Source organism: Vreelandella sulfidaeris Esulfide1 (genome assembly GCF_054072535.1).
This window is the reverse complement of the sequence record NZ_CM133364.1, coordinates 1-16,487: the sequence shown is the minus strand read 5'-3', so window position 1 is coordinate 16,487 and position 16,487 is coordinate 1. Positions and strand designations below refer to the sequence as shown.

At 52.2% G+C, this 16,487-nt stretch carries 11 protein-coding genes; 5 read left to right on the top strand and 6 right to left on the bottom strand.

Going from position 1 to position 16,487, the window contains the following annotated elements; all coding sequences use genetic code 11:
* The first annotated feature begins 38 nt into the window (after positions 1-38).
* Both ACW44H_RS00055 and ACW44H_RS00050 read left to right on the top strand, forming a co-directional pair.
* The gene (locus ACW44H_RS00055; RefSeq protein WP_457506138.1) at positions 39-1,907 is read left to right on the top strand and encodes an acyltransferase family protein; all 1,869 of its coding nucleotides are present in this window, start codon (positions 39-41) and stop codon (positions 1,905-1,907) included.
* Positions 1,908-2,526: 619 nt separating this feature from the next.
* Positions 2,527-4,182 (top strand): sulfatase-like hydrolase/transferase, encoded by a 1,656-nt coding sequence (locus tag ACW44H_RS00050; protein ID WP_457506137.1) that lies wholly within the window; start codon positions 2,527-2,529, stop codon positions 4,180-4,182.
* On the opposite strand, the gene waaF is transcribed toward ACW44H_RS00050, so the two are convergent.
* Both waaF and rfaD read right to left on the bottom strand, forming a co-directional pair.
* Positions 4,172-5,215, bottom strand: a complete 1,044-nt coding sequence (gene waaF / locus ACW44H_RS00045; protein ID WP_457506136.1) for a lipopolysaccharide heptosyltransferase II — start codon at positions 5,213-5,215, stop codon at positions 4,172-4,174. The genes ACW44H_RS00050 and waaF overlap by 11 nt on opposite strands.
* Positions 5,208-6,164, bottom strand: coding sequence for an ADP-glyceromanno-heptose 6-epimerase (gene rfaD, locus ACW44H_RS00040; RefSeq protein WP_457506135.1), 957 nt, complete (start codon positions 6,162-6,164; stop codon positions 5,208-5,210). Before rfaD ends, waaF begins: the two co-directional genes overlap by 8 nt.
* A gap of 109 nt (positions 6,165-6,273) precedes the next feature.
* Here rfaD and glyQ point away from each other — a divergent pair, with 109 nt between their 5' ends.
* From glyQ to gmhB, 3 genes are all read left to right on the top strand, one after another.
* A complete protein-coding gene (gene glyQ, locus ACW44H_RS00035; RefSeq protein WP_457506134.1) occupies positions 6,274-7,245 on the top strand; it encodes a glycine--tRNA ligase subunit alpha in 972 nt (323 codons plus the stop codon).
* On the top strand, positions 7,245-9,311 hold the full coding sequence (glyS, locus tag ACW44H_RS00030; RefSeq protein ID WP_457506133.1) for a glycine--tRNA ligase subunit beta: 2,067 nt from the start codon (positions 7,245-7,247) through the stop codon (positions 9,309-9,311). Before glyQ ends, glyS begins: the two co-directional genes overlap by 1 nt.
* Before the next feature lie 170 nt (positions 9,312-9,481).
* Entirely contained in the window at positions 9,482-10,039 is a 558-nt protein-coding gene (gene gmhB, locus ACW44H_RS00025) for a D-glycero-beta-D-manno-heptose 1,7-bisphosphate 7-phosphatase (RefSeq protein ID WP_457506132.1), read from the top strand.
* A gap of 108 nt (positions 10,040-10,147) precedes the next feature.
* Here gmhB and gyrB read toward each other — a convergent pair whose 3' ends face one another.
* From gyrB to dnaA, 4 genes are all read right to left on the bottom strand, one after another.
* Entirely contained in the window at positions 10,148-12,568 is a 2,421-nt protein-coding gene (gene gyrB, locus ACW44H_RS00020) for a DNA topoisomerase (ATP-hydrolyzing) subunit B (RefSeq protein WP_447045943.1), read from the bottom strand.
* A 51-nt stretch (positions 12,569-12,619) separates the two neighbouring features.
* A complete protein-coding gene (gene recF, locus ACW44H_RS00015) occupies positions 12,620-13,723 on the bottom strand; it encodes a DNA replication/repair protein RecF (protein ID WP_457506131.1) in 1,104 nt (367 codons plus the stop codon).
* Positions 13,724-13,852: 129 nt separating this feature from the next.
* Positions 13,853-14,956: a DNA polymerase III subunit beta gene (gene dnaN / locus ACW44H_RS00010; protein ID WP_457506130.1), complete on the bottom strand. Its 1,104-nt coding sequence runs from the start codon at positions 14,954-14,956 to the stop codon at positions 13,853-13,855.
* Positions 14,957-15,020: 64 nt separating this feature from the next.
* Entirely contained in the window at positions 15,021-16,487 is a 1,467-nt protein-coding gene (gene dnaA / locus ACW44H_RS00005) for a chromosomal replication initiator protein DnaA (RefSeq protein ID WP_113270223.1), read from the bottom strand.

Sequence of the window (16,487 nt, the reverse complement as noted above, 5' to 3'; positions counted from 1 at the left end):
AATATAGACAGGAAATTGACGGGCTAAGGGCCGTGGCCGTGCTCCCCGTAATTTTTTTTCACGCCGGTTTTTCATGGTTTTCTGGCGGCTACGTCGGGGTTGACGTATTTTTTGTTATTAGCGGTTACCTGATTACTTCCATTCTTGTCGACGAGTTGGACAAGGGCTCGTTCTCTATTGTGAGCTTCTACGAACGGCGAGCACGACGTATTCTCCCCGCGCTGTTTTTTGTCATGCTGTGCTGTTTGCCTTTCGCCTGGATATGGATGGTACCCTCCCAGTTCCAGGATTTTTCCAAGGCGCTCATGGCCATCAGCTTGTTTTCATCGAACGTGCTGTTCTGGAAGCAGTCCGGCTATTTCGCTCCGGCCGCTGAAGAAAACCCCTTGCTACATACCTGGAGCTTGGGCGTCGAAGAGCAGTTCTACATCATCTTTCCTGTCATCTTGCTCTTACTGTGGCGCTTTGGCCGCCGGCCGGTGTTTTATTCAGTCATCGCGCTTACCGCTCTTAGCCTACTCGCCGCCGAGTGGGGCTGGCGAAATGCTCCGTCTGCCAACTTCTATCTACTGCCAACCCGAGCTTGGGAACTGGGTGCTGGCGCGCTGTGCGCTCTGTTGCTGGCAAGGCGTGCTGTTATGCCCAGCACCACGCTCTCGCTTGTTGGGCTGGGGCTGATTCTGTATAGCATCTTATTTTTCGACGAAGACGTTCCGTTTCCCTCGTTATATACGTTGCTACCAGTTATTGGCACTGCGCTGATCGTTCTCTACGGCTCAGCCCGTACGCTCACCGCACGGCTGCTATCTCAAAAAGTGCTGGTGGGCATCGGCCTGATCAGCTTCAGCGCTTACCTATGGCACCAGCCTTTGCTTGCTTTTGCCCGCATTAAAAGCGTCTCCTCGCCGGAGTGGCCATTAATGGCCGGGCTTTCTCTGCTGTCGTTGGTACTCGCCCTGTTCAGTTGGAAATACGTGGAAGCACCGTTTCGCAAGCGAGGATCCATGGGCTTACGCAAGACCATTTTTATCGCCTCGGCTGTGGCATCATTTGGGTTTATCACCACAGGCATGTACGGCGATGCTACCGATGGCCTCCCGGCACGGCTGAACCTGACACCCATGCAGCAAGACTACTTAGCCACGGCTCGAAAAAGTTTATATCGTAAGCAGTGCCACTCTAATAATTCCTATGCCATACCCCCTGAACAAGCATGCCAATATAACCAACTCAACGGCAGTGTTGCTGTTTTCGGTGACAGCCATGCTGTGGAGCTGGCATATGCTGTGGCGCAAACCCTCGACGGAGCTACCGGTGTGCAACACTTTACCTTCAGTGGCTGTGCTCCGACCTACCTGTCGAACGCCGATACCCCTTGCGCAACATGGACGCGCCAAACCATCGACTACCTCGCTCGCCATGACACTATCCGTCAGGTAGTGATCACCTACCGCATTCATGCCGCACTATGGGGGGATCACAGTGATTCTTACCCCGCCCTACCTACCAGCACTACCGCCGAGGAGAGACAAGAACTCCTGCGAAGCCTGGAAGCCATGCTTGACGTGCTCGTACAGGCCGGAAAACAGGTGATTTACGTTGCTCAGGCACCGGAACTGCCGTTTTTCATCGATCAGGAAGTGTATCGGTTGGGTGGCTCACCGGAGGTCATACAAGGCGTCAATCGTGGCTGGTGGGAGCGCAGGACGGCGTATTTCAAGCGCCACTTCTCCCCGGCAGAAGGCGTAGTAGTGATTCGCCCTGAGTCCCTGCTATGTGGTATCGAAACCTGCTTCGCCGGCCAAAACGGCAAGGCATTTTACTTTGATGACGATCACCTCTCCGTGGAGGGCGCGCGAAAAGTAGCGGAGTTAATTGCCAATGCCATTAACACGCCTAAGCCATGAAAACTACGCCCGACTGGGTAATAACCATCAGCGCTAATTTACTGGCATTGGGCCACCGTTCGGGCTCTTTGGCCAGTGGTCGACATGACGGCACTCATTGTTCGTGCTGTTTTTGCGCCCCATGTTAAGCTCTTGATTATTGCTAACCATACAAGGTGGTCACTATTAATATCCCGTTTATGAGTCGGACCTAATGGAGCTTGTGACTCAGGACGTGGGCACCTACGCATTACGACCGATACCGCGAAAACCATCTAAGAAAGCAATTTTCTATTTATTGCTGTGGGGACGCCACCAGATGAAGCTGGAAGAGCAGGCCATATGTTGGCGCCCCCGCTGCTCCAACTAGCGCATGGATGGTTATTGATAAACCCACTGTACCGTTAGGTACGGCCGGGAAAGAACAGGCCCCTATCGCCAGAACTTTTATAGCGTGCGATGTTTAGTATAATTTTGATGCCTGTTCCATCCCCGAATTTACAAAAGAAGTCGCTAACGCATGCTCGTCACTATGACGCAGAAGGCATGACCGCTTCGGGCTTGCACTCGCAGGCATTGAGCGTAACAATTTTACGGCCTGTCTTACCGACTTAACGCCACTCTACTCGCCAGGAGACGGATGCTCGCGTTCACCTCATTAAAACTAACTCCTAGGCTGCCACTAGTCACTATTGGCCTCTGCCTGGGCTATACCGTCACGGTACTGACCCGCCTGCCTTGGTGGACGCTATTTTTTGTAGCGGCCGTGTGGATTGGTGTGGGTCTAAAGCTGCGCTGGGGGCAGCCTGTCAATGCTCGTTACCGCAAAATGTGGCCTTGGTCGCTTTTACCGTTAAGCCTTTGGGGTATTTACGTTTATTTGGCGGATAGTTTCGGTATTGTCGACCTAGGCGCGGTTTTTTTTCATCTACAGGCAGGCATGGCTGAGCACGGTGGTGCTGGCAAAATGCTTATGGCCCTCCTCTATACAGGAATAATGGTCAGCGTGCTGGCGTCTGTTACATGGCTATCACGTCATGACCAGCGCTGGCGGTTATCGGAGCGCTTTTTCGCTATTGTATTATTGGCTAGCAATCCCTTGCTTTACGGCCTTGGTCAGCGCAGCGCGGCAATCGTTACCGACGATGGTGCCTGGTTGGATCGCCGTTATCAGCCGCCTCCCGTTGAAGAACTAAGAAATCCTCCTAATTTACTTCTCCTGTATTTAGAAAGCATTGAACGCACCTACGCTAACGAGCTTTTTGAAGATGCGTATGCCGATCTCAATGCGCTGGGTGAGCGAGGTGCGGTATTTGAGGGAGTCCGTCAGATGGATAACACCGGCTGGACAATGGCAGGCATGATAGCCAGCCAATGCGGCGTGCCACTGATGCCGGCAGGATTACTCCACGACAGCCAGTTTGAACCTCTCTCAAAGGTGGTTCCTGGCGTCGACTGCCTTGGCGATATACTCGCCGCGCAGGGTTACCAGCTTAGCTATTTAGGCGGGGCCAGCACCCAGTTTGCGGGTAAGGGGCTGTTTTACCGTGGGCATCATTTCGATACCGTAAGAGGACGTGAAGATTTAGAGCCTTTGCTGGAGGATCCTGAATACGTCAATAGCTGGGGGCTGTATGACGACACACTTTATGATATCACTGCCGACGAGATACGGCGATTAGACAAAGAAAATAATGGCCCCTGGGGCGTGGTAAGCCTTAACTTGGCAGGCCATGCACCCAACGGCTACCCCTCTCAATCGTGTGTGGAACAACAGGGCGAATTCGATGGGCAGGATATTCTTTACTCGGTGAAGTGCTCAACATGGCTGGCCCGAAGTTTGATTGATCGCCTTGAAACAGAAGGTCTTCTTGATAACACCTTAGTAGTCGTACTCAGCGATCATCTGACGATGCGAGTGTCGGTGTGGGATCAATTAACGGCGTTAGACCGCGACAATACGCTTATTATGCTAGGTGACGATATCCAGCCACAGCGTATTCGTCGCGATGCCACCATGCTGGATGTTTTTCCCACGATACTCGATGCGCTGGGCTTTCGCTTAGAAGGGAAGCGTGCCGGGCTGGGCGCTTCACTGTTTAGCGATAAACGAACACTGGTGGAAGCTCACGGTATTGAAGTACTCAATGAGCGTTTGCAGGAAGAGACAGCGCTGCAGCACCGCCTCTGGGAAGGCATCTCCCCTCAACGCCGTGAGACCGACATGCCATCATCTAAAGACCAAACAGTAGAGACACCTGCCGACCTAGCCGATGAAGTTGAACTCATCCATTAGCGATTACGTTCTCCCGCTGAGGAGCCGCATGTATCTGTTGATAAACTTGGTCTACGCTCAACTGATTAAGGCAATTGGTATGTCCTAACGGGCAAGTGCGCTGAAAGCAGGGAGAGCAGGAGAGTCCTAGGTAGTGAATCACTGCATTATCGGTCAGTGGCGGTGTATAGGCAGGCGATGAAGAGCCATATAAGGCATGGATGCGGGTGCCTACCGCTGCGGCCACATGCATTAAGCCCGAGTCATTGGTAACCACTTGTTGGCAGTCCGCCAGTAAATCAACCGCATCCGCTAGCTGAGTTTTGCCACACAGGTTATGGGCATGGGCAAGCCCATGGGTAATTTCCTCTCCCGCTGGATGATCCTTAGCCCCACCCAGCACGCGGACTTCAAAACCTTCTTTTACCAACCGTTTTGCTAAACGGTGAAAGTAACTGATCGGCCACTGCTTAGCGGGGCCGTACTCAGCACCCGGCATCATGCCGATTGCCGTGCGAGATGAAAGCGAATGTGTCAGCCGTAAATTGACCAGATTATCGCGGTCAACCTGTAGCCTCGGCTTGGGCAGTGCAAAGTCGCCGCTAGCCGCTTCTTCAAGAGGCAACCCTAGCGACACAAACCGCTTTACCGTTTGATCAAGCACTTGTTTGTCGAGTTTTCGGCGCTCCTTGAGGAGTCCATAACGATGCTCGCCGACAAATCCAACCCGCTCAGGAATGCGCGCCATAAAAGGCACCAACGCCGCTTTCCAGGAGCGTGGTAAGACAATGGCGCGATCAAAGCGCCCTCGTAATCGGCTGGCGAGCTCACGCCGGCTGGCCAAGCCAAATTCACCGTGCCCCACTGCCAGCGGCAGCACTTCGTCTACCTCTGGCATGCGCTCTAAAATTGGCTGTGACCACGCAGGTGCGACCACGCCTATTGTCGCGCCTGGCTGGCGGGCTTTTAAGGTCATAAATAGGCTTTGTGCCATGACCATATCACCTACCCAGGAGGGGCCTATCACCAGCAAACGCTGAGCTGAGTTAGCCATTTAACCACTCCAGGTAGGCTTTGACCCCTTCAGCAACCGTTTTAAACTCAACATCGCAGCCACTGGCGCGTAACTCGCTAATGTCAGCTCGGGTATAGCTCTGATAGCGTCCTTTTAGCTCTTCTGGAAATGCAATGTAGTCGATCTCTCCTTTAGCATAGAAATCGATGACAGCCTCGCCAATGGCTTTGAAGGGCTCTGCTCGTCCGGTTCCCAGGTTAAAAATGCCGGATTTATCGGGATGATCCAAAAACCATAGATTCACATCAACCACATCGCCGACATAAACAAAGTCGCGGCTTTGCATCCCCGCTTCGTACCCCCCATAAGCGCCGAACAGTTTCAGGGTTTCGCCATTACGAATTTGCAGATGATTGTGGTAGGCCACGCTGGCCATCTTGCCCTTATGCTGCTCGCGCGGACCATATACGTTGAAGTAGCGAAAACCCACCACTTGTGTGGTCAACTCACTCCAGCGCGAACGCACGTGCTGATCAAACAGAAGCTTTGAATAACCGTATACATTGAGCGGCTTTTCATACTCAGGCACCTCTTTAAATATCTCGCTACCTCCATAGGTAGCCGCCGATGAGGCATATAGAAAGGGAATCCCCTGCTGCTCGCAGTAATTAAGCAGAACTTTAGAATATTCAAAGTTATTTTCCATCATATAGTGGCCATCCCACTCGGTGGTATCCGAGCAGGCGCCTTCATGGAAAATAGCGTCAATTTTAGGTAGGTCGACACTTTCCCCGCGCAGGGCTGCTTTCACTCTGGCGAGAAAATCATCCTTATCAAGATAATCCGCCAACGTACAGTCGGCTAGGTTAATGAATTTGGTGCCATCGCGCAGATCATCAACCACCATGACATCATTTCGTCCGCGGGCGTTCAGCGCTTTAACTAGATTGGCCCCGATAAAACCAGCACCGCCTGTTACTACAATCATACTGTTCTCCTTGCCTAAAGCAGCTTGTTGGCATACGTGCCTATAACCCATCTGCCTAGGATTGTATACTTGACGCCTTATGAATTCATGGCCAACGGTGCTTTCCGCGATGAGTGTCTCGACAAACCAATCGACACCTGATGTGTCGACCTTTCAGGGCTTGATCCTGGCTCTGCAGCAGTACTGGGCAGAACAGGGCTGTGTCATCCTTCAACCGCTCGATATGGAAGTCGGCGCAGGCACCTTCCACCCAGCGACATTTTTGCGGGCAATTGGCCCCGAAAGCTGGAACGCTGCTTATGTGCAGCCTTCAAGGCGCCCCACAGATGGCCGCTACGGCGAGAACCCTAACCGCCTCCAGCATTACTATCAGTTCCAGGTCGTTATGAAGCCATCGCCAAGCAACCTGCAAGAGCTCTATCTGGGTTCACTCAAGCGGCTCGGTCTCGACCCCTTGGTTCATGATGTGCGCTTTGTCGAAGATAACTGGGAATCGCCTACCCTGGGCGCCTGGGGTCTAGGCTGGGAAATCTGGTTAAACGGTATGGAAGTTACCCAGTTTACCTATTTCCAGCAAGCCGGTGGTATTGAGTGCTACCCCGTTACCGGCGAATTGACCTATGGGCTTGAGCGTATCGCCATGTACCTGCAAGACGTCGACAGCGTCTATGACCTTGTCTGGGCAATTGCCCCGGATGGCAGCAAGGTCACCTATGGCGATGTGTATCTGCAAAACGAGCGCGAACAGTCTGCCTACAATTTCGAACACGCCGATGTTAATCAGCTATTTGCTAACTTTGATCATCAGGAAAAAGAGTGTGGCAAGCTGCTCACCGCGAGCCTACCACTGCCCGCCTACGAGCAGGTACTAAAAGCATCGCATACGTTTAACTTGCTGGATGCCCGTCACGCCATTTCGGTCACCGAGCGTCAGCGTTTTATTTTACGCGTTCGCACCATGGCGCGAGATGTTGCTACCGCCTACTTTGAGTCACGTAAGGCCGAAGGTTTCCCTATGGCGCCAGAAAGTCTTCGCCGAGAACTGTTACAAGAGCTGCTCGCTGATCAGGGAGACGACTAATGGCTGTTAACACGCTTTTACTAGAACTTGGTGCAGAAGAGCTCCCGCCCTCCGCCCTCGATGCACTTTCCGATGCATTTGCAGCAGGCATTGAAAAAGGCCTGCAAGACGCTGACGTTCCCTTCGCCAATGTGGCCGCCTTTGCTACCCCGCGCCGTTTAGCGGTTCAAGTATCGGAGTTGGCTGACAAACAGCCTGACCGTGACGTTGAGCGTCGTGGCCCTGCGCTGGCGGCAGCCTTTAAGGATGGCGTTGCCACTAAAGCCGCGGAAGGCTTTGCCCGCTCTTGCGGGGTCAGCGTCGACGAGCTGATTCATTTGGAAACCGATAAAGGTACCTGGCTTGGCTTTCGCGAACAGCAGCCGGGAGAATCCATTCAGGCACTGCTGCCCGACATTATCCGCAAAACCATCAGCACTCTCCCTGTGCCTAAAAACATGCGCTGGGGAGCTTCACGAGTTGAGTTCTCTCGCCCGGTTCACTGGTTGGTGGCACTTTACGGTAGCGATGTCGTAGCCGCCGAAGCGCTGGGTCTACAGGCAAGCTGTACCACTTACGGTCATCGCTTCCACGCCCCTGATGCTATCCAGCTAACCCACGCCGATGAGTACGTGGCTACGCTGGAAAACGCTTACGTGCTGGTCGATCGTGTGCAACGCCGCGAACGCATCCGCGAGCAGGTGTTGGCCGAAGCTGAAGTGCAGGAAGCTACCGCCGTCATTGATGAAGATCTTCTGATAGAAGTGAGCGGTCTGGTTGAATGGCCGGTAGCACTTACTGGTAGTTTCGATGAGCGCTTCCTGGAGGTGCCCGCCGAGTGCCTAATCTCCTCGATGAAGGCCAATCAGAAATATTTTCACCTGCTGGACGACGCTGGCAAGCTGAAACCCTTGTTTATTACCATTGCCAATATCGACAGCGCCGACCCCGATCAGGTTATCGCCGGAAACGAAAAAGTCATTCGCCCACGCCTAGCCGATGCAGCGTTTTTCTACGACACCGACCGTAAGCGCACATTGGCTTCGCGTATTCCCCAGCTAGAAAGCGTTGTCTTCCAGCAGCAACTAGGCACCCTGGCGGATAAAGCACGCCGCAGCACCGCCATCGCGACATTTATTGCCGAGCGCATCAGTGGTGATATTTCTCATGCCCAGCGCGCCGTGGCGCTTGCCAAATGTGACCTTGTGACGGAGATGGTGCTCGAGTTCCCCGAACTACAGGGCACCATGGGACGTTACTACGCCGAGCAGGATGGTGAAGCCTCTGACGTTTCCCAAGCGCTTGAAGAGCAGTACCTACCCCGTTTTGCTACCGATACCATTCCGCAAAGCGCGACAGGGAAAGCACTAGCGTTGGCTGACCGGCTAGATACCCTAGTAGGCATCTTCGGCATTGGCCAGCGCCCAACCGGTGCAAAAGACCCTTTCGCGCTTCGTCGCGCCTCGATTGGTGTGCTTAATATTCTGGTCAAAGGTGAGCTAAATCTTGATCTACGCGAACTCCTCACGGTGGCCGTTGAGCAGCACCAGGACCTGCCCAAGGCTGATGGCCTAGTTGAGGATGTGCTGACGTATATGCTTGATCGCTTCCGCGCTTGGGGCCAGGAAGAAGGCATCAGTGCTGAAATGTACCTTGCCGTGCGTGCACGACCAGTGACTAACCCTCTCGACTTCGCTCGCCGGCTACGGGCCGTCAAGGCCTTTGCGCAGCGTGACGAGGCCGCAGCGCTGGCGGCGGCTAATAAGCGTGTTTCTAATATTTTGAGCAAGCAGGAGCACGATACTAGTACACAGGTCGATCACAGCTTACTGCAAGAAGATGCCGAGCGGGCCCTGTTCGACTCGGTAACAGGTCGTCAGGCGCAGGTGGCGCCGCTATTTGCTGCAGGTGAATACCAGCAAGCATTAGATACTCTTGCTACCCTGCGTGAGCCGGTTGACACCTTTTTTGATCAAGTAATGGTGATGGCAGATGACCCGGCTATTCAGCGCAATCGATTAGCCCTACTCGCTAGCCTTCAAGCGCTCTTTTTAGAAGTAGCCGATATCTCGCTTCTACCTCAGTAGTCGTCTGATAAGGACCAATCCTAGTCCAGCGCCCAGCCTTCACGGCTGGGCTTTTTATTGACTGCAATAAAAGCGTTTCACGTGAAACACTTTTGCTAGTCCGAGGTAAGATAGTCGACATAAATAGCAAACAGAAAGTATCGCCGATAACTTGTCCCAACAGGATTTCCATGCTGAGTGCCGAAAAACTTATCATCCTGGATCGTGATGGCGTCATTAATCATGATTCTGATGCCTACATAAAATCTTTAAATGAGTGGGTGCCCTACCCCTCTTCAATTGCCGCCATCGGTCGCCTCAGCCATGCGGGATTTACAGTGGTGGTAGCGACCAATCAATCGGGCATCGCTCGTGGCTATTATGATGAAGCAACGCTCCAGAGTATGCATGATCGCTTGTTAGCGTTGGTGGAAAAGGAAGGTGGACACATCACTCACATCGCCTACTGCCCGCATGGACCTGACGATAAATGCTCATGCCGTAAACCACTACCTGGAATGCTTTATCAGATTCAGCAGCGGTTGGGACTGACAAGCCTGACAGGGAGCTGGATGGTGGGAGACAGTCTGAGAGATTTACAAGCGGGCGAAGCTGTAGGCTGTCGTTCCGTACTGGTTAGAACGGGGAAAGGAACTAAAACTGAGGCAAAGGGCGAAGGGCTTGAAAAAGCACATACTTTTGATGATTTAGCTCACTTTGTGGACTGGCTAATCACTACGAAACAATAGATACCCTCTTATATCTTATAAAAGAAAAGCGCCACTAGTCTCATAGCGGCGCTTTTTTAATAGCCCTATGTTTCACGTGAAACATAGGGCGACAGTAGCAAACGTCTCTTATACGTCGAGGTTAGCCACCAGCGCATTTGTTTCGATGAAGTCGCGACGTGGCTCAACGTCATCCCCCATCAGCGTGTTGAACATCATATCTGCAGCCACGGCGTCTTCGATCGTGACACGCAGCATACGACGGCTATCGGGATCCATTGTGGTGTCCCAGAGCTGATCCGGGTTCATTTCACCCAGGCCTTTATAACGCTGTACCGATAGACCACGCTGGCCCTCTTGCATCAGCCAGGCCAGTACTTCGGAGAAGTGAGAAACGGGCTTCTGACGTTCGCCGCGGGCGATAAAGGCGCCCTCTTCAAGGAAGCCATCCAAGGTTTCGCCTAGTTCCGCAATACCTCGATAATCAGCGCTTTCAAAGAAGTCCAGCCCCCATGAGTAATCCGTAGTAACGCCATGAGCTACCAGCGATACGGTAGGCAGGAAGAGCCCACGCTCTGTATCTTCTTGAAGGTGGAAGTGATAACGCGGACCGCCTTCATAGGCCACCATGTCATCCATGGTTTTCTGCAGTTCATCAATCCAGTTTTGCATGGTCACGCGATCTTTCAGGCTTTCCTCACCTTTCAGTGCCGAAGCATGAATAATCTGCTTGAGTACTTCATTGGGGTAAACCCGAGACAAGCGGTCGATACGCTTCATGACATTACGGTACTGATTCACCAGCGCTTCTAGCTGCGATCCAGAAATGCCGGGAGCATTGGCGTTAACGTGCAGGCCAGCGCCGTCCAGGGCTGTGGTGGTCAAGTAGTCCACCATCGCCTGCTCATCTTTGAGATAAAGCTCTTGCTTACCGCGCTTGATTTTATACAGCGGCGGCTGAGCGATGAAGATATGGCCACGCTCAATCAGTTCCGGCATTTGGCGGAAGAAGAACGTTAATAGCAGCGTACGAATGTGGGAGCCATCGACATCCGCATCGGTCATGATAATAACCGAGTGGTAACGCAGCTTATCGGGGTTGAACTCTTCGCGCCCAATGCCGCAGCCCAGTGCAGTGATCAACGTGCCCACTTCAGCTGATGAGAGCATCTTATCAAAACGTGCTTTTTCGACGTTCAAGATTTTACCCTTGAGCGGCAAAATCGCCTGGGTACGACGGTCGCGCCCCTGCTTGGCACTACCACCTGCCGAGTCACCCTCCACCAAGTAGAGTTCGGACTGGCTTGGATCTTTTTCCTGGCAATCTGCCAGCTTGCCAGGCAAGCCAGCAATATCCAGTGCGCCTTTGCGGCGGGTCATATCGCGCGCCTTGCGTGCGGCTTCACGCGCCCGCGCCGCATCCAGCATCTTATTAACGATTGCTTTAGCTTCGTTTGGCTTTTCAATAAGATAATCAGAAAAGAGACGGCTCATTTCCTGCTCGACCGCCGTCTTCACTTCGCTGGAGACAAGCTTATCTTTTGTTTGCGACGAGAACTTAGGATCCGGGACTTTTACTGAAATAATAGCCGTTAAGCCCTCACGCGCATCATCGCCCGTGGTATTTACCTTGGCTTTTTTGAGCAGATTTTCAGCTTCAATATAGTTATTGAGCGTACGTGTAAGCCCCGCGCGGAAGCCCGCCAAGTGGGCGCCACCGTCACGCTGGGGAATATTGTTGGTGTAGCAAAAGATGTTTTCAGTGAAGGCTTCGCTCCACTGCATCGCCACCTCCACTTCAACGCCATCATCACGAACAGCATTAAAATGAAAGACGGGGTTAATCACGCTTTTATTGGTATTGAGGTGATCTACAAAGGCTCTTAAACCGCCTTCGTAGTGGAACAGCTCCTCTTTACCACTGCGTTCATCTAGCAGGCGTATCGCCACGCCGGAATTCAAAAAGGAAAGTTCGCGCAGCCGTTTGGCTAAAATATCGAAATGGAACTCGATATTACCAAAGGTTTCAGGAGAAGGACGGAAATGCACTCGCGTACCGCTCTTTTCCGTTTTGCCCACAACGCCCAGTGGCGCTTGTGGCACACCGTGACGGTACATCTGCTCAAACACTTCGCCTTGGCGCCAAATCGTTAAGCGCAGCTCCGCGGATAATGCATTTACGACAGAAACACCAACACCGTGTAAACCACCGGAAACTTTATAGGAGTTATCGTCGAATTTACCGCCTGCGTGCAGCACCGTCATGATAACTTCAGCAGCGGATACCCCTTCCCCTTCGTGAAGTTCAGTGGGTACGCCACGCCCGTTATCACTAACGGTCACCGACTCATCCGGGTGAATGACAACGCGAATCTCGCTGCAATGCCCAGCCAAGGCCTCATCAATGGAGTTATCCACCAACTCGAAGACCATATGGTGCAGCCCGGTACCGTCGTCGGTGTCACCAATATACATACCTGGACGCTTACGCACTGCGTCCAGCCCTTTGAGCACCTTAATGCTTGATGAATCGTAAGCCTGCTCGCTCATTGACCACTCCGTCGTGAAGTCTGTCTCGTTCCGTATCGTCTACCTTTCGCGCTAGCTGGCCAGCACTAACTGGCTGAGCCCTTGTTCGGCATGTTTCACGTGAAACATCTTCACCAAAGTGTCAGGCTGCCAGGTATTTCTTAACGCAGAAGGCTCGACGCTGGTAATAAATGCTTGGCACTGCATATCTTCGAGCAATTCACAAAACTGATGCCGATTTTTTTCATCGAGCTCTGCCGGCAAATCGTCGATAAGATAAATACATTGTCGCTGTGCTGTTCTTTCCAGAAACCGCCCTTGGGCGAGTTTTAAGGCACTCACCACTAACTTTTGCTGGCCTCTGGAAAGCACTTCTACAGCAGGTTGTTTGTTAACCCGGATACGCAAATCTGCTCGTTGAGGACCTTGTTGTGTAAAGCCCATTTGTTGATCTGTTAATCGGCTATCGTGTAACACAGTCGAAAGAGTCCGTTCTTTATCCCATCCCCGTGCGTAATGAAGCGATAGCCCGGGCAGTGGAAGTAGCACTTTAAGCGTCTCTTCAAAGACTGGTAAAAAATCACTAAACCACGCAAGGCGTAATGTATCCATCTGCTCGCCCCAAATGGCTAGTTCCTGCTCCCATACCGCCATTTCCTGAGGTTGTATTCTACCACGCCTGAGCAGTGCATTCCGATGTTTCAACGCACGCCGGGTACGCTTCCAGATTCTCAAAAAGTCATGTTTCACGTGAAACACTCCCCAGTCGAGAAACTCACGGCGTCCTGATGGCGAACCTTCCAGCAGCCTAAAAGCGTCGGGGTTAATCAATTGCAGCGGCATCGCCTCAACCAACTCGGCCAAACGGGCATTTTTATCCCCTTTAAGACGCAGCTCTAGCTCTCTCTGAGAACGCAACCGGCGCACACCAAGGGTAACCTCTGGCTCACCACTTAAACGGCCGTAAAGCGTCATATGTGGCTCGTCAGCTTGAATGGCGTGCTTTAGCTGGCGGGTCCGGAACGAGCGCCCCATCCCAAGAATATGAATCCCCTCTAGCAGGCTGGTTTTACCACTGCCATTGGCACCGCTAATAACATTAATTCGCGATGAGGGAGTCATCTCGATTGGCAGGAGATTACGCAGGCCGTGGAAATTAAGTAATGACAGACTCATGTCATATCACCACTTAAAAAAATAACAAATAAAAGGCCTTGCACCCAACGAGGAAGCGGTGCTTCTGATAACAGAAGCACCGCTGTCGTAGCTTTTTTGAGCCGCCTGTTTCTCAAAATGATACGTATCTTACAGGCGCATCGGCATGACGACGTAGAGCGCATCACCACCACCGGGCTCTTCAAGCAACGCACTGCTATTAGGGTCGGCCAGGGTAATCTGCACACGCTCTTCATTAAGCACTGTCAGTACATCGACGAGATAGCCAACGTTAAAACCAACTTCCATCGCACCGCCATTATACTCAACGGCGATATTCTCCTCGGCTTCTTCCTGCTCCGGGTTGTTAGCCATAACCTTAAGATTATTTTCTTCCAGGTAAAGCCGTACACCACGATACTTCTCATTAGAGAGGATGGCGGTGCGCGAAAGCACTTGGCGCAGTTCAGCACGCTCAGCAATCAGCACTTTATCGCCATTGCGCGGCACGACACGTTCATAATCGGGAAACTTGCCGTCGATGAGCTTAGAAGTGAAGGTAAAATCGCCCGTGTGGGCACGGACATGGCTGGAACCAAGCGTCAGGCTGACGGGTTCGTCGCTATCATCTAACAAGCGCGACAGCTCTAAAATCCCTTTACGGGGTACAATCAGCTTTTGAGACTGACTAACAGAGACTTCGATTGGTCGCGAGCACATCGCCAAACGGTGCCCGTCAGTTGCGACCGTGCGCAGTAAATTGCTTTGAATTTCCAGCAGCATACCGTTGAGGTAATAACGCACATCCTGCTGCGCCATGGCAAAAGAAGTCGCTTCAATCAGGTGCTTAAGGGTACCGCGAGGTACACTAATCTCCTGGCTACCGTCGGCATCTTCGATATTGGGAAACTCAGCTACCGGAAGAGTGGAGAGTGTAAAACGCGACCGTCCACTGCGTAGTACGGCCCGCCCCTCTTCGACGGCTAGCTGTATGTCAGACTGGTCGGGCAAAGATTTACAAATATCCATCAGCTTACGAGCAGGTACTGTCGCAGCACCCGCCTGATCCACCTGACTGGCCACCGTGCGTCCAATCAGTTCTACCTCTAAGTCGGTACCTGTGAGCGACACTTGGTCGCCCTCTACCTGAATCAATACGTTGGAAAGGACAGGTAACGTTTGTCGGCGCTCGACAACACCAGCGACCAGAGTCAGCGGACGTAGCAGCGCCTCTCGGGAAATCGAAAATTTCATCAATACTCCGGTTCTTTATCCTGAAAGACCTAGGCATAACAAACAGGTCCCTCAAATGGATTGATTAACTGGTCAACAGGCGCAGTAAATTCTTATAGTCCTCTCGAATATCCGCGCTCTCTTCCTGCAGTGATTTCACTTTTCGGCAAGCGTGAAGCACCGTTGTGTGGTCGCGCCCACCAAAGGCATCGCCAATTTCCGGCAAGCTATGATTGGTTAGCTCCTTGGCAAGCGCCATCGCCACCTGTCGGGGCCGAGCAACCGACCGTGAACGCCGTTTGGAAAGCAAGTCTGACACTTTAATTTTGTAATACTCGGCGACCGTGCGCTGAATATTATCGACGCCTACCTGTTTGTCTTGAAGTGCCAATAAATCCTTCAGCGATTCGCGAATAAAATCCTGGGTAATCGTTTTGCCCATAAAGTGCGAATCAGCAATGACCTTTTTCAATGCGCCTTCCAATTCGCGAACGTTGGAACGAATTTTCTGAGCAATGAAGAAAGCAGCGTCGTGAGGCAAATCGACCTTAGCTTGGTCAGCTTTTTTCATCAAGATCGCGACACGGGTTTCAAGCTCAGGCGGTTCAATCGCCACCGTGAGGCCCCAACCAAAGCGTGATTTCAGACGCTCCTCTACACCGCTAATCTCTTTAGGATAGCGATCAGAGGTAAGTATCATTTGCTGGCCACCTTCCAAAAGTGCGTTGAAGGTATGAAAAAATTCTTCTTGCGAACGCTCTTTGCCAGCAAAAAACTGAATGTCATCAATCAGTAATGCATCAACACTGCGATAAAAGCGTTTGAAATCATTAATCGCATTGAGCTGTAACGCCTTGACCATGTCGGCGACGAAACGCTCTGAGTGCAGATATACCACACGGGCATTTTCACGCCGGGTTGCCAATGCGTTGCCCACGGCATGCATTAAGTGGGTTTTACCAAGCCCCACGCCACCATATAAAAACAATGGATTATAAGCACCACCAGGGTTTTCTGAGACTTGTCGCGAGGCAGCACGGGCCAGTTGGTTCGATTTACCTTCAACAAAGGTATCGAAAGTAAAATTTGGATTTAGCCCACTACCATGTTTCAGACTGCCTTCTACCTGTACCTGACGCTCATTATTACGTCGCCCTGGCGCTTCATCGCGCAACTTGTCGATTTCGCGCTCATCGGCGATATCACCGCGCGGAGGGGTATGCACTGCGGGTGCCGAAGGTCGCGATGGAGAAGCCGAGACAGGATTTCCTAAATCTCGATGCTGAGGTGCTTGTGTTGCCAAGCGACGGCTACCCACCGTTAAACTTACTTTCGGCGGTTTTGCTGGCGCGAGTTCACGCATCAGCTCACTGATTCGCTTGGCATACTTATCGCTCACCCAATCGCGCACAAAACGATTCGGCGCCAATAAGCGCAACTCGTTGGACTCTCCTTCTTCTGCCTGCAGCGGGCGTATCCAGGTATTGAACTGCTGTGAATTCAGCTCATCCTGCAGGTTGTCCAGGCACTGTTGCCAAAGCGTCAGTGACAC

What these genes read in the sequence shown, in the direction of transcription:
- glyS (WP_457506133.1), top strand. Translation starts at nt 7,245, where the DNA reads ATGGCTGTTAACACGCTTTTACTAGAACTTGGTGCAGAAGAGCTCCCG.
- glyQ (WP_457506134.1), top strand. Translation starts at nt 6,274, where the DNA reads ATGAGTGTCTCGACAAACCAATCGACACCTGATGTGTCGACCTTTCAG.
- gmhB (WP_457506132.1), top strand. Translation starts at nt 9,482, where the DNA reads ATGCTGAGTGCCGAAAAACTTATCATCCTGGATCGTGATGGCGTCATT.
- gyrB (WP_447045943.1), bottom strand. Translation starts at nt 12,568, where the DNA reads ATGAGCGAGCAGGCTTACGATTCATCAAGCATTAAGGTGCTCAAAGGG.
- rfaD (WP_457506135.1), bottom strand. Translation starts at nt 6,164, where the DNA reads ATGATTGTAGTAACAGGCGGTGCTGGTTTTATCGGGGCCAATCTAGTT.
- waaF (WP_457506136.1), bottom strand. Translation starts at nt 5,215, where the DNA reads ATGGCTAACTCAGCTCAGCGTTTGCTGGTGATAGGCCCCTCCTGGGTA.
- dnaN (WP_457506130.1), bottom strand. Translation starts at nt 14,956, where the DNA reads ATGAAATTTTCGATTTCCCGAGAGGCGCTGCTACGTCCGCTGACTCTG.
- recF (WP_457506131.1), bottom strand. Translation starts at nt 13,723, where the DNA reads ATGAGTCTGTCATTACTTAATTTCCACGGCCTGCGTAATCTCCTGCCA.
- ACW44H_RS00050 (WP_457506137.1), top strand. Translation starts at nt 2,527, where the DNA reads ATGCTCGCGTTCACCTCATTAAAACTAACTCCTAGGCTGCCACTAGTC.